This is a genomic window from Lysobacter sp. TAF61 (assembly GCF_052113485.1).
Taxonomy (GTDB): domain Bacteria; phylum Pseudomonadota; class Gammaproteobacteria; order Xanthomonadales; family Xanthomonadaceae; genus Lysobacter_J.
Window position 1 is genome coordinate 298,876 of the sequence record NZ_JBFRDH010000003.1, and the last position, 18,365, is coordinate 317,240.

The following is an 18,365-nucleotide window of genomic DNA, read 5'->3' on the forward strand; positions in this document are numbered from 1 at the left end:
CGATGCGTATCCGCGACCACCGCGCCTTCGAAGACGGGCTGGAGATCAATCTGGTTCCGTTGATCGACGTGATCCTGGTGCTGATCATCTTCTTCGTCGTCACCGCCACCTTCGACGCGCGCTCGGTGCTCAAGCTCGAGCTGCCGCGCGCCACCGGCGAGCCGGCCAGCGACACGTCGAAGGCGCTGATCGTGCTGGTCAACGCCGACGGCCGCTATTTCGTCGACGACCGTGAAGTGCTGCGCAGCGATGTCGAATCGCTCAAGGCCACGATCGCCGAAGTGGCCGGCAACGACCGCGACCGCCCGGTGATGCTGCGCGCCGATGCACGCACGCCCTACCAGGCCGTGGTCACCGTGTATGACGCACTTGGCCAGCTGGGCTTCCGCAAGGTCATGAACGCAACCGCGCCACAAACCAGCCAGGCCGCCGCGGGGGCGGGCAAGTGAGCGACTCGCCGTCGCCCTGGTCCACCTACCGCCGACTCCAGCACTTCGTCTCGCCGTATCGCGGCGTGCTGCTGGTGGCGCTGCTGGGCATGCTCGTGGAAGCCGCCGCCGCCGGCGCCTTCACCTGGTTGATGAAGCCGGTGGTCGATGAGACCTTCATCAACGCCAACCGCAAGCTGAGCCTGTTGTTGCCGCTGGCGATCGTCGGCATCTTCGTCGCGCGCGGCATCGCCGGTTACATCACCGACACCTTCATGGCGCGTGCCGGCCGCAGCATCGCCCGCGACCTGCGCGTGATGGTGCTGGGCAAGTACCTGCGCCTGCCGGGCCTGCGCTTCGACACCGAGCCGGTCGCCTCGATGCTCACGCGCCTGGGCTCGGACAGCGACCAGGTCGCGCAGGCCGCGATCGACGCCGCCAAGGTCATGCTGCAGCAGTCGCTGCAGGTCGTGGCGATGATGGCGGTAATGCTCTACTACAGCTGGCGCGTGACGCTGGCCATCCTGCTGCTGGGCCCGTTGCTGGCCTGGACGATGGACACCGTCGGCAGGCGCTATCGCCGCATCGGCCATCGCATCCAGGAAAGCGGCGCACAGCTGCTGCAGTCGGCCGACCAGGCGCTGTCGAACCATCAGGAAGTGAAGGTCTACGGCGCACAGGGCGCGGAACTCGAGCGCTACTCCGGCCAGGCCAACCATCACCTGCGCCTGAGCCTGAAGGTCGAATCCACGCGCAGCATCTCCTCGGCGGTGGTGCAGCTGATGGGCGCGGTGGGACTGGCGCTGCTGCTGTTCTTCGCCGGACGCGAAGCCGCCAACGGCCGCCTCAGCGCGGGCGATTTCGTCAGCCTGATGACCTCGATGCTGGCGGTGATCCCGGCGCTGAAGCAGCTGACCAACGTGCAGGGCATGCTGCAGCGTGGCGTGGCGTCGGCCGAGCGCCTGTTCGACGTGCTGGACACGCCCGACGAGGTCGACACCGGCCGGAGTCCGCTGGACCGTTCCGAAGGCCTGCTCGAATTCCGCGACGTCACCGCCCGCTATCCGGGCCAGGCGCAGCCGGCGCTGATCGACATCAGTTTTGTCGCGCGCCCCGGCACGGTCACCGCGATCGTTGGCCGTTCCGGCAGCGGCAAGTCCACGCTGATCAAGCTGATCCCGCGCTTCTACGACATCGAGGCCGGGCAGATCCTGCTCGATGGCCATCCGCTGCAGGATTACCGCCTGCAGGACCTGCGCCGGCAGATTGCACTGGTCGGCCAGCAGGTGATGCTGTTCGACGGGACCGTCGCGGCCAACGTCGCTTACGGCGAACTGCAGCAGGCCGGCGCGCCGGCGCTGGAACAGGCCGTGCGCGGCGCCAACGCGATGGAGTTCGTCGAACGCCTGCCGCAGGGCATCCACACCGAGATCGGGGCCAAGGGCGGTCGCCTTTCCGGTGGCCAGCGCCAGCGACTGGCGATCGCGCGCGCAATGCTGAAGGACGCGCCCATCCTGATCCTCGACGAGGCCACGGCCGCGCTCGATACCGAGTCCGAGCGCCTGGTCCAGGACGCGCTCGACCACCTGATGCCCAACCGCACCACGCTGGTGATCGCCCATCGCCTGTCGACGATCGAACACGCCGACCAGGTGCTGGTGCTGGACCAGGGCCGCATCGTCGAGCGCGGCACGCACAGCGAACTGCTGGCGCTCGGCGGCCTCTACGCGCACCTCCACCGCATGCAGTTCCGCGAGGCTGAATGAGCAAACGGTCGTCGCAAACCCCGGCTTTCTGGTACGACGACGCGCGCGTGCCCTTCGGTGCGCGCCTGCTTTCGGCGGTCTACGGTTCACTGAGCGGGCTGCGTCGCAGCCTGTATCTGAAGGGATGGCTCAAGCGCCAGCACCCAAGCGTGCCGGTGATCGTGGTCGGCAACATCACCGCCGGCGGCGCCGGCAAGACGCCGCTCACCATTGCCCTGGTCGAGCGGCTGCGCGCCGAGGGCTGGAGCCCGGGCGTCGCCAGCCGCGGCTACGGTCGCGATGACGCCAGTGCCGCGATGTGGGTCGACATCCGCAGCCCCGCCGACGCCGCGGGCGACGAGCCGGTGCTGATCGCGCAGCGTACCGGTGTGCGCATCCGCGTCGATCGCGATCGTGCCGCCGCCGCCAAGGCACTGGCCGAGGCCGGTTGCGACCTGGTCATCTGCGACGACGGCCTGCAGCACTACAAACTGGCGCGCGACATCGAGATCGAGGTGGTCGACGGCCGCCGCCGCTACGGCAATGGCCTGCTGCTTCCGGCCGGGCCGCTGCGCGAACTGCCCGAACGCGGCGCGCGCTGCGACTTCCGCGTGGTCAACGTCGGCGCCGGTGGCGCCGGCAATGGCGATACCGGTTTTGGCGAGTGGCCGATGCGCCTGTTCGCCGACCAGGCCCAGCCGATGCTGGGCGGACGCCCGCGCCGGCTGACCTCGTTCTCCGGGCAACGCGTGCATGCAGTGGCCGGCATCGGCGACCCCGAGCGCTTCTTCTCGATGCTGCGCGGGTTTGGAATCGCGGTCGTTCCGCATGCCTTCGCCGACCACCATCGCTACAGCGCCGCCGACTTCGAATTCGGCAGCCGCGAACTGCCGGTGCTGATGACCGAGAAGGATGCGGTGAAGTGCACCGCGTTCGCCGACGATCGTCACTTCAGCGTGCCCGTGCGCGCCGACTTGCCGGAGGCATTCTGGGTGTCGCTGCTGGACCGCTTGGCGAGCAAGTCGCGTCCTTATCGCCACAGCGAACGCCAGAGCGGCGGCAACGAAGGGAAACAGCAATGAGCAGCGGCCATCCCTCCGATTTCGTCGTTGCGATCCCGGCCCGCTACGCCGCCAGCCGCCTGCCCGGGAAACCGCTGCGGATGCTGGCCGGCGAGCCGCTGGTGCTGCACGTCGCCCGTCGCGCGCTGGCCGCCGGTGCGCGCGAAGTCTGGGTCGCCGCCGACGACGAGCGCATCGCCGCAGCCATTGCCGGCTCTGGTCTCACCGACAGCGGCGTGCGCGTGGCAATGACCTCGCGCGACCACGCCTCCGGCACCGACCGCCTGGCCGAATGCGCGCGCATCGCCGGCTGGAGCGACGATACCGTCGTGGTCAACCTGCAGGGCGACGAGCCCTTCGCGCCGGCCGCGGGTATCCGCGCCGTGGCTTCGTTGATGCTCGATGGCGACACCGAGATGGCGACGCTGGCCGCACCGGTAACCGACGTGGATACGCTGCTCGATCCCAATGCCGTCAAGCTGGTGCGCGCCGGCAACGGCCATGCCCTCTATTTCAGCCGGGCGCCGATTCCGTGGCCGCGCGATGCCTTCGCCCGCGACCGCACCACCATGCCGGGGCAGGGCGAGTGGCTGCGCCATATCGGCATCTACGGCTACCGGGCCGGGTTCCTGCAGCGTTTCGCTGCGCTGCCGCCGGGTCGCCTGGAGCAGGTGGAATCGCTGGAGCAACTGCGCGTGCTCGAAGCCGGCTATCGCATCGCCGTGGGCATCACGCCCGAACCGTTCCCGCCGGGAGTAGACACGCCCGAAGACCTCGCCCGCGCCGAGGCCTGGATCGCTGCCGGCCGTGGCTGAACCGGTCCGCCTGCTGGTCGTCTGCCTGGGCAATATCTGCCGCTCGCCGGTGGCCGAAGGCGTGCTGCGTGCGCGCATCGCCGCATCGACGCTGGCGGGGCAGGTGGAAGTGGATTCGGCCGGCACCGGCGACTGGCATGTCGGCCAGCCGCCTGACCGCCGCGCGATCGCCAGCGCCGCCGGGCATGGCATCGACATCTCCGGCCTGCGCGCGCGCCAGCTTGCCGCAGACGACTACCGTCGCTTCGACTGGCTGCTGTGTGCCGACCGCGCCAACCTGCGCGACGTCGAAGCCCGCGCCCCGCGCGGCGCGCACGCCAGGGCGGTGCTGCTGCTCGACTGGGCGGGCATCGAAGCCGATGGCGAAGTTCCGGATCCGTACACGGGCGGCCCGGTGCAGTTCGAACAGGTGTTCCAGTTGCTCGATCGCGCCGCCGATGGCGTCATCAGCAGGCTGCGGCGCGAACATCGCCTGTAACCTCGGCAGCAAAGCTCGCAAAAGACCGCGGCCGGCCCTTGCGCTGCCGCATAATTGGCCCAATCCCTGAGCCGATGCTTGTGACCGCAACGCCCGCCATCGCCCGCCTTCCGCCCACGGCTCCCGCCGGCGCCTCGCCGTCGCTGCCGGGCAGGGACGGTACGCCATGAGCAGCGCCGCCACCGCGCCGTTCGACGGCAAGGCCTTCATCAAGAAGCTGAGCACCGCGCCCGGCGTGTACCGGATGATCGCGGCCGACGACAGCGTGCTCTACGTCGGCAAGGCCGGCGTGCTCAAGAACCGCGTTTCGAGCTATTTCAACGCCACGCCCAAGTCGGCGCGGATCATGACCATGCTGGCGCAGACCGCGCGCATGGAAGTGACCGTCACCCGCACCGAGACCGAGGCGCTGATCCTCGAGAACGAGCTGATCAAGTCGCTCAAGCCGCGCTACAACGTGCTGCTGCGCGACGACAAGAGCTACCCCTACGTGCTGATGACGCAGGAAGCGTGGCCGCGCATTGCCATGCACCGTGGGCCGCGGGCGATCCCGGGGCGCTATTACGGCCCGTACGCCAGCGTCGGCGCCGTGCGCGACTCGCTCAACCTGATGCACAAGCTGTTCAAGCTGCGCAGCTGCGAGGACAGCGTCTTCCGCAACCGTTCGCGGCCGTGCCTGCAGCACCAGATCGGCCGCTGCAGCGCGCCCTGTGTCGGCCTCGTGCCGGCGCGCGACTATGCCGAGAGCGTGCGCCGCGCCGGCCTGTTCCTGGAAGGGCGCAGCGACGAGCTCAGCGACGACCTGGTCAAGTCGATGGAGGCGGCGAGCGTGCGTCTGGACTTCGAGGAAGCCGCGCGCCTGCGCGACCTCGTTGCCTCGATCCGCAGCGTGCAGGCGCGGCAGTACGTCGACGGTCGCGCCGCCGACCTGGATGTTCTCGCCATCGCCATGCAGGGCGTCGCCGCCTGCGTGCTGCTGCTTGCCTTCCGCGACGGCCGCAACCTCGGCACCAGGGCGTTCTTCCCGAAAACCAACGGCAGCGACAACCCGGAAGAAGTGCTGGCGGCGTTCGTCTCGCAGTACTACGGCGAGCAGCCGCCGCCGCGCGAGATCGTGATCGACCGCGACATCCCGGATCGCGAGCTGATCGAACAGGCGCTGTCGAGCGCCGGCGAACGCAAGGTGCAGATCAAGTGCAACGTGCGTGGCGATCGCGCCGGCTACCTCGACATGGCCAAGCGCAATGCCGAACTGTCGCTGGCCAGCGAACGCACCAGCCATGCTGCCCAGCGCGCCCGCGCCGAGGCGCTGCGCGACATGCTCGGCATGGTCGAACTGCCTGCCCGGATCGAGTGCTTCGACATCAGCCACACCATGGGCGAGGCCACGGTGGCCTCGTGCGTGGTGTTCGATGCCGAAGGCCCCGTGCGTGGCCAGTACCGCCGCTACAACATCGCCGGGATCGAGCCGGGCGACGATTACGCCGCCATGCACCAGGCGATCGAGCGGCGCTTCCGGCGCGCGGTGGAGGAGGCCGGGGTGATGCCCGACGTCCTGCTGATCGACGGTGGCGCCGGCCAGGTCGCGCAGGCCCGTGCGGCGCTGACCGAGCTGGGTGTCGACGGCGTCATCCTGGTGGGCGTGGCCAAGGGCCCGGCCCGCCGCCCCGGCGACGAAGAGCTGCTGCTGCCCGACGGCCGCACCGTGCATCCGGGCGCCGAGTCGCCGGCGTTGCAGCTGGTCCAGCAGGTCCGCGACGAGGCCCACCGTTTTGCCATCACCGGCCACCGCGGGCGCCGCCAGAAGGCGCGCAACACCAGCCGCCTGGAGGACATCGCCGGGATCGGCCCGCGCAGGCGCGCCAGCCTGCTGCGCCACTTTGGCGGCCTGGGCGGCCTGAAGGCGGCGGGAATCGAGGAAATCGCCCGGGTGGACGGCATCAACGACGCCCTGGCCGAGCGTATCTATGCGACCCTGCACGGGCTGGACACACCTGACATGAACGACGCGAAGAGCGGCGCGCGGAGCGAAGGATGAAGTTGACGGTACCCACGATGTTGACCCTGCTGCGGATCCTGTTGATCCCGGTGCTGGTGCTGGTGTTCTACTTGCCTTTCAAGTGGACCAACTTCGCGGCCGCTTTCATCTTCGCGTTCGCCTCGATCACCGACTGGCTCGATGGCTGGATCGCGCGAAAGTACGATCAGTATTCGGCGTTCGGCGCATTCCTCGATCCGGTCGCGGACAAGTTGATGGTTGCGGTGGCGCTGCTGCTGACGGTGCAGAAGCATCCGACGGTGTGGATGGCGTTGTGGGCGGCAGTGATCATCGGTCGAGAAATTGCCGTATCGGCGTTGCGCGAATGGATGGCCGAACTGGGCCAGCGTGCAACGGTGAAGGTCGCCAGCATCGGCAAATTCAAGACGATCGTGCAGATGGTCGCGCTGGTGTGCCTGCTGTACCAGGAGCCTTTTGCCGGCATCAATGTGTTCATGATCGGCGAATGGTTGCTGGCTGCTGCCGCATTGCTGACGTTGTGGTCGGGGCTGGCGTACCTGCGAGCCGCATGGCCGGTCTTGCGCGAAGACGCGCGTTCATAGAAAATATGCTCATCGCGAACGGTGCAGTGTTCGACGGTCGACCGGACAGTGGCTCGTTCGGTTGGGCAGGGCGGAAGTTCGGCGACAGGAACTTCCGGGGTAGCGAAAAAGTGGTTGACAGATTCGCTTCCATGCCTAAAATGTCGGTTCCTCTGCGGGAATAGCTCAGTTGGTAGAGCACGACCTTGCCAAGGTCGGGGTCGCGAGTTCGAGTCTCGTTTCCCGCTCCAAATTCGAGGGTGCAGTTCATCAGCTCCCTCAACCAAGGCCCCGCGAGCGGGGCCTTGTTGTTTCCGGCCCCCTTGCGTGAACGGGCCTGGAATATGGAAGAATCCGCACTGCGGATTCGAAAGTCACCGGCCTGGTGGCAGAGTGGTTATGCAGCGGCCTGCAAAGCCGCGTACGCCGGTTCAATTCCGACCCAGGCCTCCAAAAAAACAAGGGCTTACGCGAAAGCGGAGCCCTTTTTTTTGCCTTCGAGAAAGAGCGATTCAAAGAGTTACGCGGGCTCGGAGTGGCAAGAATCGATGCCAGCCTGCCTAGAGTGGGTGTACGCGAGTTGCAGGATCTGCGATGAGGAGCTTGGCCAGCTTGTGATGGGCCTCTCACAGATGATCTGACGGACCCTGCAATGTCGCAGAGTGGCTGAGTGGTTTTGCAGCGGAGGTGCTGGCCGCTGACGCGAGATTGTCGAGAGCGCCTGTCGCACAGGGGTTGGGCTTAGCCGATCCGAAAGGATCGAGCTGCGCTCCGTCGAGCGGAGGGCGGGCAAGGATTCAGTCGCATTGCATAATCGAATCGACTATCGCCTGATAGCTATCGGATCCTTATGAGCGAGCAGGAAATCACCCGACGGGACGTGACGGAGCGTGCGAGGGTCAGGAAGGTCGCTGAGCAGGACCCGCGACGTGCGGTGGAGATCGCCCGAGGGATCAAACACCCTTGGTATCGGTGCCAGGCTCTTTCAATAGCCTCCGAGCACCTGGCCGGACGCGACCAAGAGAAGACTTTGCTCGCAGCACTGGAGGCTGCGAAGGAGCAACACGAAGTCAATCGTGTGGTCACGGTGTCGTCTTGGCCAATACAAGTTCTTTCCGGTACATCTCCTGATCTGGCGGCCCGGCGGATTGAGGAACTCGTGAGCCTTGCCAATTCCGAACCACATAACCTCCGGCGCGCGCACGCCCTACAAGCCTTGGCCTTTGCGGTCAGAGATCATCCGAACCTGCTGGGACTGGTTGTTCCTGCGCTCGTTGAGGCGTTGCTGGGTGGCGGCGGGCCGCGCATTGACCGGTGCATCGAGGACACTTTTGAACTGGTTCGCGCTGCAAAGCCGGAGTCGCTGAAGGCCATCGCAATGCACCACAAGGCCAATCGCCGACGGGAAAGGCTGCTGGAATCGCTTGTTTGAGAATATTCCCAACAAGTTGAAAACCACATATCGAAGGGAGTGGGATGTCTAAGATTCACGTTTCGCAAATTGAGGGGTACCTATCAACGCACGCAAAGGGCGTCGTTGACATGGCGGATTGGGTGGCACACAAGGACGCGAACCAGCAGCGCACCGCATTCTTGAGCCGTGCGCTAGCAATGCTGGCCGTCTCTCACCTGGCTGAGGTTCCCCTCGCTGACCTTGCGCCCTATGTCACCGATGGCAGCAATGATGGGGGAATTGATCTCGTCTACTTTGATGCCAACGACAAGATGCTCTACTTGGTTCAATCCAAGTGGCATGACGACGGGCGGGGATCCATCGATCTAGGGGACATGCTGAAGTTCATCGACGGAGTGCGAAAGCTACTCGACAATGACCTCGATGGGCTCAACGAGCGTGTCCATGCTCGACAAGCTGATATCGAGCGCGCTCTATTTGATGCAAGCGCAAAGTTCACACTTGTCGTTGCCCATACTGGTCAGGACGAGCTTGGCAAGCCAGTTGCTGAATCACTCGAGCGCTACATCGACTCTCAGAATGACACCTCTGAGTTGATGTATACGCGTGTTTTGGCTCAGGCGGATCTCCATAAGGCAGTCGCCATCGGCGTAGCTGGAGCGCCAATCACTATCGAGCTTCAAATGTCGGGGTGGGGACAGGTGAGAGAGCCATACCACGCGATCTACGGTCAAGTGTGCGCTTCGGATGTCGCAGGCTGGATGCACGCGCACGGGAACCGATTGTTCGAGCGCAACATCCGACAGTTCTTGGGTAGCAGCCTGGTCAATCAGGATATCGTTTCGACGCTTGCTTCCGGGCCTGAAGACTTTTGGTACTTCAACAACGGAATTACCGCAATCGCGTCTGATGTTGCGAAGAAGCCAATCGGGGGGCAGTCCACCGACAACGGAATATTCGAGTGTTCGGGTTTCTGCGTGGTAAACGGTGCACAAACTGTTGGATCAATCCATGCGGCTCACTTGCAGGATGCAGAGGCCGTTGAGAAGGCGATGGTACCGGTCCGGGTCATTTCGACTTCCAAGAGCCCGGACGGGTATGGATCCCTGGTTACTCGATACACGAACACTCAGAACTCGATCGAGAAGCGGGACTTCGTTGCACTTGATCCGAACCAGGATCGTCTGCGGCAAGAACTGCACATCGAAGGGATTGAATATGCATTCAAGGCAGGCAAAGCTTCAACAGGGTCGTCGGACCGGCGATTCGATCTGGTCGAAGGAACGCTTGCACTAGCCTGTATTAACTCCGATGTGTCGTTGGCAGTGCAGGCCAAGCGTGAGATTGGCAAGCTTTGGGAGGACCTGACCAAAGCCCCTTATCGGCAGCTCTTCCACGGGGGAGTAACGGGGCCGGCGCTATGGGAGGCCGTGCAGGCGTTACGAGGCATCGAGAAGGCTCTTCAAGAAGAGGCTAAACGCCATAGCGGCCGAGACTCACTTATTTGCGTTCATGGCAACAGATTCATTCAGTGGGCATCATTTCGGAGGCTCGGTATGGATTTTGGGCATCCGTTTGCGGCCTTCGAAAGCGAAACCAAGCGCGTTGTTGCGGAAGTTGTTGCCTCTACGGTCGGTGCGGTCAAGGGTGAGTTTGCGGACAGCTATCCGGCCAGCCTGTTCAAGAACTTGGCGAAGTGCCGCGCTCTGGCAAATGAAGTTGTGTGATGCGCCCGGAGTGGTCAAAGATGGCTTAATAGCTAAGTGATTGATCTATAAGGTGCGATGGTGATCTGCAAAGCCGCGTACGCCGGTTCAATTCCGACCCAGGCCTCCAAGTTCGAAAACAAAACCCTGCTTCGGCGGGGTTTTTGTTTTGTCTGGCGACATTCACGCCCTGTCGATCCGGGACACGCTAGACCGTGACCCTGCGAACGATCCAGGAGAGTAGGCATGTCCCTCGTCAAACCGATCACGCCGCATCTGTGGTTCGACAAGGAGGCGAAGGAAGCCGCCGAGTTCTACTGCTCGGTGTTTCCGGAATCGGCGATCGATTCCGTCGCGCGATTGCGCAACACGCCCTCGGGCGACTGCGACGTGGTGTCCTTCAGCCTGCACGGGCAGCCGTTCATGGCGATCAGCGCCGGGCCGCTGTTCAAGTTCAATCCGTCGGTGTCGTTCTTCGTCCACTTCGACCCGGAGCGCGATGACGATGCGCGGGCAAAACTCGACAAGCTGTGGGCGGCGCTGGTCGATGGAGGCCAGGCGCTCATGCCGTTGGACAAGTACCCCTTCAGCGAACACTACGGCTGGGTGCAGGACCGCTACGGCCTGTCGTGGCAACTGATGCTGACCGACCCGGCCGGTGAGCGCAGGCCGCCGATCGTGCCGTCGCTGATGTTTACCGGGGACGCGTACGGCAAGGCCGAAGCGGCGGGCGCGTTCTACCGTTCAGTGTTCGATGGCTCCATGGCGGGGCAACTGGTCAAGTATCCCGCCGGCATGGCGCCGGACCGGGAAGGGTCAGTGATGTATTCGGACTTCCGGTTGGGCGAGGGCTGGTTCGCGGCGATGGACAGTGGCCATCCGCACGGATTCCGCTTCAACGAGGCAATCTCCTTCGTGGTCACCTGCCGCGACCAGGCGGAGATCGACCGCTACTGGGCGCAGCTGTCGAGCGTGCCGGAGGCCGAGCAGTGCGGCTGGTGCAAGGACCGCTTCGGGGTCTCTTGGCAGATCACGCCGCAGCTGATGGACGAGATCCTGGCCGCGGGCGACCAGGCGGTCATCGATCGCGTCACCCGCGCGTTCCTGCCGATGCACAAGCTGGATGTGGCGAAGATCGAGGCCGCCGCCGCAGGGTGACCGCGCCGGTTTGCCAGGCCTTCGCGTAAGCTAGCGCGCACCACGCATCCCAGCCCGGATGGCGGAACTGGTAGACGCATCGGACTTAAAATCCGCTGGCCGAAAGGCCGTGCCGGTTCGACTCCGGCTCCGGGCACCAAACGTGGCAAGGCTAATCGCCTGTGGGTACCGAGCCCTGGGCTTGACCCGGTTTCAGAGGTGCTTGGTCGGGCGCTTCGCTGCGGCAACCTTTTTTCGACTGCCTTGGCTGGCTTGTAGGGCTTGTAACCTTTGTTGGCTGCGGTTGGCGCGAGTGCAGATTGTCCGACCGCTTCCACGGACCAGACCCTGCGGCATGTTGGGGCTGCCCTCGGCGGAGTCCAAAGATGGTCCGTGAAACCGTCCGGAAATCTGGTGGCGTCACGCCTTCGCGGACCGCACGCTCTCGAGGAACGCGCGCAGCAGCACGCTTCGATATTTGCGCCGGTGCAGGGCCAGGCTCAGCTGGCGCTTGAGACTCAGGAATGGCGTGCGCAACACGGCGAGGCGACCGGCGGCCTGTGCGTGCGTCACCGCGACTGCGGGCAGCAGGGCCAGCCCAAGCCCGGCGATCACGGCCTGTTTGATGGCTTCGCTCTGGTCGAGTTCGAGCACGGTTTCGCCCGCAGGCAGCGCCGCCAACGCGCGCTCGGCCTGGTCGCGCGTGGCCGATCCGCCTTCGCGCAGGATCCAACGGGCACCGGCGAAGTCCTCGGGGCGCAGGCGCCGGCGTTTGGCCAACGGATGGCTGGTCGGCGCGCAGACGCACAAGGTGTCGTCGCGCCAGCGCAGCAGCTCCAGGTCCGGATGCGTGGCCGGGCCTTCGATGCAACCCACGTCGAGGCTGTAGTCGAGGACGCCGGCTACGATCGCTGCGGTGTTGTCGACGTGCAGCTTCAGCGCGACCTGCGGGTGGGCCGTGATGAATCCGCCGAGCAGGTCGCCGACGAGGTAATTGCCGACGGTATTGCTGGCGCCCACGCGCAGCTCGCCGGTCAGCAGCGCGGCGGCATCGCCGGCATGGCGGCCGAGTTCGCGCATGCGTTCGAGCAGTTCCTGCGCCAGCGGCAGCAGATGGCGGCCATGCGCGTTGAGGTGCAGGCGACGCTGGGTGCGATCGAACAGGGGGGCGCCGAGCACGCGCTCCAGCTCGGCCAGCGCCATGCTCGCCGCCGGTTGGGTCAGGTGCAGTTGCCCGGCGGCGGCGCGGACGCTGCCGGCCGTGGCGATGGCGACGAACACCTCGAGCTGCCGTGGGCTGATGCCAATCATCAGGAGAATTTATCGGGTGGCTAAGTAATATCAAATTTACTTGATTTGGCCCGGACGTGACCATTCACGCCATGGCCTATATCGCTCCCGCTTCGCAAACCAGCACTCCCCGCCCGTGGCACGCATGGATCCCGGGCTGGGCGCCTGGCCTGGGCCTGGCCCTGGCGGTGGGCCTGGTGGCCCTGGCCGCCGCGCAGCTGCCGCTGCTGCAGCGCTGGCAGCTGAGCGCGCTGACCGTCGCCATTGTGCTGGGCATGCTGATCGGCAATCTCGCCGGCAGCCGGCTTCCGGCCGGGATCGCCCCGGGCATCGGCCTGGCCCAGCGCCAGCTGCTGCGTGCCGGCGTGGTGCTGTACGGGCTGCGCCTGAGCTTCCAGGACGTCGCCGCCGTTGGTGTCCATGGATTGCTGATCGACGTGATCGTCGTGGTGTCGACGCTGGGCCTGGGCACCTGGGTGGGGCGGCGCTGGTTCGGCCTGGACCGCGACACCGCCCTGCTCACGGCCGCTGGCAGCGCGATCTGCGGCGCGGCTGCGGTGCTGGCAGTGGAGCGGGTGATCCGGCCCGATCCGAGCAAGGTCGCCATCGCGGTGGCGAGCGTGGTGCTGTTCGGCACGCTGAACATCTTCCTTTACCCGCAGCTGTACCCGCACCTGGGCCTGGATCCGGCAGCGTTCGGGCTGTATGCCGGCGCGACCGTGCACGAAGTGGCGCAGGTCGTGGCGGTGGGCAGTGCGATCGGCCCGGAGACCGCCGACGCGGCCGTGGTGGTCAAGCTGACCCGCGTGCTGATGCTGGTGCCGGTGCTGCTGGTGCTGGGTTGGCGTGAGGCGCGCAATGGCGGCCAGCGGGCGATGGTGGTGCCGTGGTTTGCGTTCGGTTTCCTGGGCGTGGTGGTGTTGAATTCGCTGGTGACCATTCCGGCATCGATGCGCTCGGCATTGCTGATGCTCGACACGCTGCTGCTCGCCACGGCGATGGCTGCACTGGGAATCGAGACGCGACTGTCGCGGTTGCGTGCCCTCGGGCCAAGGCCGTTGTTGCTGGCTGCCGTGCTGTTCGGCTGGCTGTCGATTGGCGGATATGTGCTGGTGCGCTGGCTGGCCTGAGCCCTGCAGGCCCTAGAATGACCGCAGGTGGCGAGCCGCAACGGGCGCCGGGTGGTCGGGCCAGAACATCGAGCAGGTGGGTGAATGCAGGAGATTGCCGGGTCGCGCATCGCGGTCGTCGGGCTGGGCTACGTCGGACTGCCATTGGCGGTCGAGTTCGCCCGCCAGTACGACACGCTGGGTTACGACATCGACGCGCGCCGGGTCGAGCAGCTCGCCCGTGGCGAGGATTACAACGGCGAGACGGAGCGCGCTGACCTGGTCGATGCCAGGCGCCTGACCCTGACTTCCGATCCGCAGCAACTGCGCGACTGCAACGTCTTCGTGATCACCGTGCCCACGCCGGTCGACGAGCACAAGCGCCCTGATTTCTCGCCGCTGATTGCCGCCAGTCGCACGATTGGTTCGCTGCTGAAAGCCGGTGACGTGGTCGTCTATGAGTCGACGGTCTATCCCGGTGCAACCGAAGAGATCTGCGTGCCCGAGCTCGAGCGCGCGTCGGGCCTTCGCTGCAACCACGATTTCTTCGTCGGCTACAGCCCCGAGCGCATCAACCCGGGCGACCGCAAGCGTCGCCTGGTCGACATCCCCAAGGTGACCTCCGGCTCCACGCCCGAAGCAGCCGATTTCGTCGATGCGCTCTATCGCAGCATCATCAAGGCCGGCACGCACAAGGCCTCCAGCTTGCGCGTGGCGGAGGCCTCCAAGGTCATCGAGAACACCCAGCGCGACGCCAACATCGCGCTGGTCAACGAGTTCGCGCTGATCTTCCAGCGCCTGGGCATCGACACCACCGAAGTGCTGGAGGCCGCCGGCACGAAATGGAACTTCCTGCCGTTCCGGCCGGGCCTGGTCGGTGGCCACTGTATCGGCGTCGATCCCTATTACCTGATCCAGAAGGCACAGCAGGCCGGTTACTACCCGGACATCCTGCTGGCGTGCCGCCGCATCAACGATGCGATGGGCGAGCATGTCGCCGCCGACGTGGTAAAGCTGATGATCCAGCGCGGCATTGCCGTTGCCGGTGCGCGCATCCTCATCCTGGGCATCACCTTCAAGGAGAACTGCCCGGACCTGCGCAACACGCGCGTGATCGAGCTTGCAGAAAAGTTCGGCGAGTACCGCGCGCAAGTGGACATCTACGACCCCTGGGCCGATGCCGACGAAGCGCGACGCGCCTATGGCATCGAGTTGCTGCCCAGTGCGCCGCAGCACGAAACCTACGACGCGGTGGTGCTGGCCGTTGCCCATGAGCAGTTCCGCGAGCTGGGCGCCGCCGGTGCGCGTGCGTTCGGGCGCGAACATGCGCTGCTGTACGACATCAAGAGCCTGTACCCGCGCGACGGGGTCGATGCAAGGCTCTGATCACGGCCGCCGCGTTATGCTTTGACCGCCTTCCCGACGGTTGCCGCCACATGCGCTATTCCCTGTTTGCCGCCAGCCTGGTCGCGTTGCTGGCGTCGCTGATCCTGGCGCCGTGGCACGCCACGTGGTGGTGGGGCGTGGCCGGTTCCGGCGCGCTGGTGGCATTGGGAACCTGGGACCTGATGCAGACCCGAAGTGTCCTGCGCCGCAACTACCCGTTGCTCGCCCACTTCCGCTATGCCCTGGAATCGATCGGCCCGGAAATGCGGCAGTACTTCATCGAGTCGGATATCGCCGAGGTTCCGTTCTCGCGACAGGAGCGCAGCCTGGTCTACCAGCGCGCCAAGTCGGTCAGCGACGTGCGGCCGTTCGGTTCGCAGCAGGATGTCTATGGCATCGACTACGAGTGGATCAATCACTCGCTGGCGCCCAAGCCGCATGGTTCGCACGACTTCCGTGTGGTGGTGGGCGAGGGCAGTGCGAAGCAGCCCTATGCCGTCAGCGTGTTCAACATCTCGGCGATGAGCTTTGGTTCGCTGTCGGCAAATGCCATCCGCGCGCTCAACCGCGGCGCGCGTATGGGCGGGTTCTACCACGACACCGGCGAGGGCTCGATTTCGTCCTACCACCGCGAGAACGGCGGCGACCTGGTCTGGGAAATCGGCTCGGGCTATTTCGGTTGCCGCAACGACGACGGATCGTTCAGTGCCGAGCGGTTCGCCGCGTGTGCCGCCGACCCGCAGGTGAAGATGATCGAGATCAAGCTGTCGCAGGGCGCCAAGCCCGGCCACGGCGGTGTATTGCCGGCGGCCAAGGTGACCGCGGAGATTTCCCAGGCCCGCGGCGTGCCGATGGGCGTGGACTGCGTCTCGCCGGCCGCGCACAGCGCATTCCACACGCCGCTGGGCCTGCTGGAGTTCGTCGCGCAGCTGCGCGAGTTGTCGGGCGGCAAGCCGGTCGGATTCAAGCTGGCGATCGGCCATCCGTGGGAATGGTTCGGCATCGCCAAGGCCATGCTCGAAAGCGGACTGCTGCCGGACTTCATCGTCGTCGACGGCGCCGAGGGCGGTACCGGCGCGGCGCCTGCGGAGTTCATCGATCATGTCGGCGTGCCGATGCACGAAGCATTGATGCTGGTGCACAACACGCTGGTGGGCCTGGACCTGCGCGGCCGCATCCGCATCGGCGCTGCCGGGCGCATCACCAGCGCGTTCGACATCGCCCGCACATTGGCGATGGGCGCCGACTGGTGCAACGCGGCGCGCGGCTTCATGTTCGCGCTTGGCTGCATCCAGTCGCAGAGCTGCCACACCGACCGTTGCCCGACCGGCGTGGCGACACAGGATCCGCGCCGCTGGCGCAATCTCGACGTGCCCGACAAGGCCACGCGCGTGGCGGCCTTCCAGCAGAACACGCTCAAGGCATTGCGCGATCTGCTGTGCGCGGCGGGGCTGGAGCATCCGGAGCAACTGGGTCCGGAGCACATCCTTCGTCGGGTTTCGCCGATCGAGGTGCGATCACTGGCCGCGCTCTACACGTTCCTGCGACCGGGCGACCTGGTGGCCAGGATCCCGGAGCACGCGGTGTTCCAGTCGTTCTGGGCCGGTGCGCGCAGCGACACCTTTGCCGCGCCCGCTCTGGTGGCGGCGATGCGCGGGAGCAAGTCGCTGTAGTCAGCCGAGCAGTTCGAGCACGCGTTCAGGCGGGCGCCCGATCACCGCCCGGCCGGCATGGACCAGGATTGGACGCTCGATCAGGCGCGGATGCGCGCTCATCGCTTCGATCAGTGCCGATTCCGGCAGCGACTCGTCGGCCAGCCCGAGCGCGGCGTACTCGTCTTCACCGGTGCGGAGCAGGGCGCGTGCCGGCAACTGCAGCATCTGCAGCAAGCCACGCAGCTCGGCGGGCGAAGGCGGTGTGTCGAGATAGGTGACCACCATCGGCTCGATGCCGCGTTCGCGCAGCAGTTCCAGTGCGCCGCGCGATTTGGAGCAGCGGGGGTTGTGGTACAGGCGGGTGTCGTTCATCGAAAGCCTCGCTGAATCTGCGGCGACGGTGCTGGCGGGCCTGGGTTGGCGGCTGGCGAGCCGGCGCTGAAAAGCAAAAGGCCGGCTTTCGCCGGCCTTTGCCTGGTACTGGTGGGCGGTACAAGTTTCGAACTTGTGACCCCTGCCGTGTGAAAGCAGTGCTCTACCGCTGAGCTAACCGCCCAAAATGGCTGCGCAGTATACCTCAAGCCGGGCCCGGGTTGGCAAGAGCCTCGTGCCGGCAAATCAGGCGCAGCTCGTTCAGCAGGGCCGGCGCGCTTTGCCGCTACACTCCCGCGCTCTGTGCTCGGGGGGGCGCCATGTTCGATCTGCATTGCCATCTGCTGCCTGCCATCGACGATGGCGCGGTGGATCTCGACATGGCACTGGAAATGGCGCGCATGGCCGCGGCCGACGGCATCGTCACCGTCGCCTGCACGCCGCACATCTACCCGGGCATGTACGAGAACACGGCCGACGGCATTCGTGCCGCCATCGCTGCGTTCCAGGCCGAGCTCGACGAGCGCGGGATAGCGCTGCGGCTGGTCGAGGGCGCCGACGTCCACATGGATCCGGACCTGCTCGCAGGCATCCGCGGTGGCCGCGTGCCGACCCTGGCCGGCTCGCGCTACCTGCTGCTGGAGCCGCCGCACCATGTCGCACCGCCGCGCTTCGAAGAGGCGGTGTTCGACCTGATGGCCGCGGGCCTGGTGCCGGTGATCACCCATCCCGAGCGCCTGACCTGGGTGGAGACGCACTACGACGTGTTCAAGCGGCTGGCAGAGCGTGGCGCCTGGATGCAGATCACCGCCGGGGCGATGACCGGGCGCTACGGGCGCCGGGTGAAGTATTGGGGAGAGCGTTTCGTCGGCGAAGGGCTGTGCATGATCCTGGCGACCGACGCGCACCATCCGCAGCGGCGGCCGCCGCTGCTGGCCGAGGCCCGCGAGGCTGCGGCCGGGCTGGTCGGAATGGAAGAAGCCGTGCACATGGTCGATACCCGCACGCGCGGCATCGTCGACGATGTGGCGCCCGAGCAACTGCCGCCGGCGCTGTTCCGGAAGGCAAGTTTCGTGCCCCAGGTACGCGGCCCGGACGGGGCGTCGGGCGAGGGCGCGGTCAGCCGCTGGCTGCGCTCGATCCGGGGGAAGTGAGGAAAAGTCTCAGTACCGACGGGGCAGTCGAAACT

General features: G+C 65.9%; 16 protein-coding genes and 4 tRNA genes. 17 read left to right on the forward strand and 3 right to left on the reverse strand.

The features are described 5' to 3' along the window. The first annotated feature begins 2 nt into the window (after positions 1–2). The 13 genes from AB4Y64_RS08995 (at position 3) to AB4Y64_RS09055 (ending at position 11,524) form a co-directional block, all read left to right on the forward strand. Complete coding sequence (locus tag AB4Y64_RS08995) at positions 3–449, forward strand: ExbD/TolR family protein (protein WP_441816107.1); 447 nt, start codon at positions 3–5, stop codon at positions 447–449. Next, a complete protein-coding gene (gene msbA, locus AB4Y64_RS09000; protein WP_441816108.1) occupies positions 446–2,194 on the forward strand; it encodes a lipid A export permease/ATP-binding protein MsbA in 1,749 nt (582 codons plus the stop codon). Before AB4Y64_RS08995 ends, msbA begins: the two co-directional genes overlap by 4 nt. Beyond that, on the forward strand, positions 2,191–3,255 hold the full coding sequence (lpxK, locus tag AB4Y64_RS09005; RefSeq protein ID WP_441816109.1) for a tetraacyldisaccharide 4'-kinase: 1,065 nt from the start codon (positions 2,191–2,193) through the stop codon (positions 3,253–3,255). Before msbA ends, lpxK begins: the two co-directional genes overlap by 4 nt. Continuing rightward, positions 3,252–4,049 (forward strand): 3-deoxy-manno-octulosonate cytidylyltransferase, encoded by a 798-nt coding sequence (gene kdsB / locus AB4Y64_RS09010; RefSeq protein ID WP_441816110.1) that lies wholly within the window; start codon positions 3,252–3,254, stop codon positions 4,047–4,049. Before lpxK ends, kdsB begins: the two co-directional genes overlap by 4 nt. Continuing rightward, complete coding sequence (locus AB4Y64_RS09015; RefSeq protein ID WP_441816111.1) at positions 4,042–4,527, forward strand: low molecular weight protein-tyrosine-phosphatase; 486 nt, start codon at positions 4,042–4,044, stop codon at positions 4,525–4,527. The genes kdsB and AB4Y64_RS09015 overlap by 8 nt, the downstream gene beginning before the upstream one ends. Positions 4,528–4,693: 166 nt before the next feature. After that, on the forward strand, positions 4,694–6,565 hold the full coding sequence (gene uvrC, locus AB4Y64_RS09020) for an excinuclease ABC subunit UvrC (RefSeq protein ID WP_441816112.1): 1,872 nt from the start codon (positions 4,694–4,696) through the stop codon (positions 6,563–6,565). Beyond that, a complete protein-coding gene (gene pgsA, locus AB4Y64_RS09025; RefSeq protein WP_441816113.1) occupies positions 6,562–7,128 on the forward strand; it encodes a CDP-diacylglycerol--glycerol-3-phosphate 3-phosphatidyltransferase in 567 nt (188 codons plus the stop codon). The genes uvrC and pgsA overlap by 4 nt, the downstream gene beginning before the upstream one ends. Positions 7,129–7,282: 154 nt before the next feature. Further along, a tRNA-Gly gene (locus AB4Y64_RS09030) sits at positions 7,283–7,358 on the forward strand. Between the two features lie 128 nt (positions 7,359–7,486). After that, positions 7,487–7,560 (forward strand) — tRNA-Cys (locus AB4Y64_RS09035). Positions 7,561–7,957: 397 nt separating this feature from the next. Continuing rightward, on the forward strand, positions 7,958–8,539 hold the full coding sequence (locus AB4Y64_RS09040) for a hypothetical protein (protein WP_441816114.1): 582 nt from the start codon (positions 7,958–7,960) through the stop codon (positions 8,537–8,539). A 44-nt stretch (positions 8,540–8,583) separates the two neighbouring features. Next, complete coding sequence (locus AB4Y64_RS09045; RefSeq protein WP_441816115.1) at positions 8,584–10,248, forward strand: AIPR family protein; 1,665 nt, start codon at positions 8,584–8,586, stop codon at positions 10,246–10,248. 225 nt (positions 10,249–10,473) lie between these two features. Next, a complete protein-coding gene (locus AB4Y64_RS09050) occupies positions 10,474–11,385 on the forward strand; it encodes a VOC family protein (protein ID WP_441816116.1) in 912 nt (303 codons plus the stop codon). Positions 11,386–11,437: 52 nt separating this feature from the next. Then, positions 11,438–11,524, forward strand: a tRNA-Leu gene (locus AB4Y64_RS09055). 260 nt (positions 11,525–11,784) lie between these two features. Here AB4Y64_RS09055 and AB4Y64_RS09060 read toward each other — a convergent pair. Beyond that, complete coding sequence (locus AB4Y64_RS09060) at positions 11,785–12,675, reverse strand: LysR substrate-binding domain-containing protein (RefSeq protein ID WP_441816117.1); 891 nt, start codon at positions 12,673–12,675, stop codon at positions 11,785–11,787. A gap of 71 nt (positions 12,676–12,746) precedes the next feature. Between AB4Y64_RS09060 and AB4Y64_RS09065 the strand changes: the two genes are divergently transcribed. The 3 genes from AB4Y64_RS09065 (at position 12,747) to AB4Y64_RS09075 (ending at position 16,822) form a co-directional block, all read left to right on the forward strand. Continuing rightward, positions 12,747–13,784, forward strand: coding sequence for a YeiH family protein (locus AB4Y64_RS09065; RefSeq protein WP_441816118.1), 1,038 nt, complete (start codon positions 12,747–12,749; stop codon positions 13,782–13,784). Between the two features lie 84 nt (positions 13,785–13,868). Further along, the gene (locus tag AB4Y64_RS09070; protein ID WP_441816119.1) at positions 13,869–15,149 is read left to right on the forward strand and encodes a nucleotide sugar dehydrogenase; all 1,281 of its coding nucleotides are present in this window, start codon (positions 13,869–13,871) and stop codon (positions 15,147–15,149) included. A gap of 50 nt (positions 15,150–15,199) precedes the next feature. After that, positions 15,200–16,822, forward strand: a complete 1,623-nt coding sequence (locus tag AB4Y64_RS09075) for an FMN-binding glutamate synthase family protein (protein ID WP_441816120.1) — start codon at positions 15,200–15,202, stop codon at positions 16,820–16,822. On the opposite strand, the gene arsC is transcribed toward AB4Y64_RS09075, so the two are convergent. Next, the gene (gene arsC, locus AB4Y64_RS09080; protein WP_441816121.1) at positions 16,823–17,176 is read right to left on the reverse strand and encodes an arsenate reductase (glutaredoxin); all 354 of its coding nucleotides are present in this window, start codon (positions 17,174–17,176) and stop codon (positions 16,823–16,825) included. A 109-nt stretch (positions 17,177–17,285) separates the two neighbouring features. Next, a tRNA-Val gene (locus AB4Y64_RS09085) sits at positions 17,286–17,360 on the reverse strand. 136 nt (positions 17,361–17,496) lie between these two features. Between AB4Y64_RS09085 and AB4Y64_RS09090 the strand changes: the two genes are divergently transcribed. Next, positions 17,497–18,330 (forward strand): tyrosine-protein phosphatase, encoded by an 834-nt coding sequence (locus AB4Y64_RS09090; protein ID WP_441816122.1) that lies wholly within the window; start codon positions 17,497–17,499, stop codon positions 18,328–18,330. Positions 18,331–18,365: the final 35 nt, after the last annotated feature.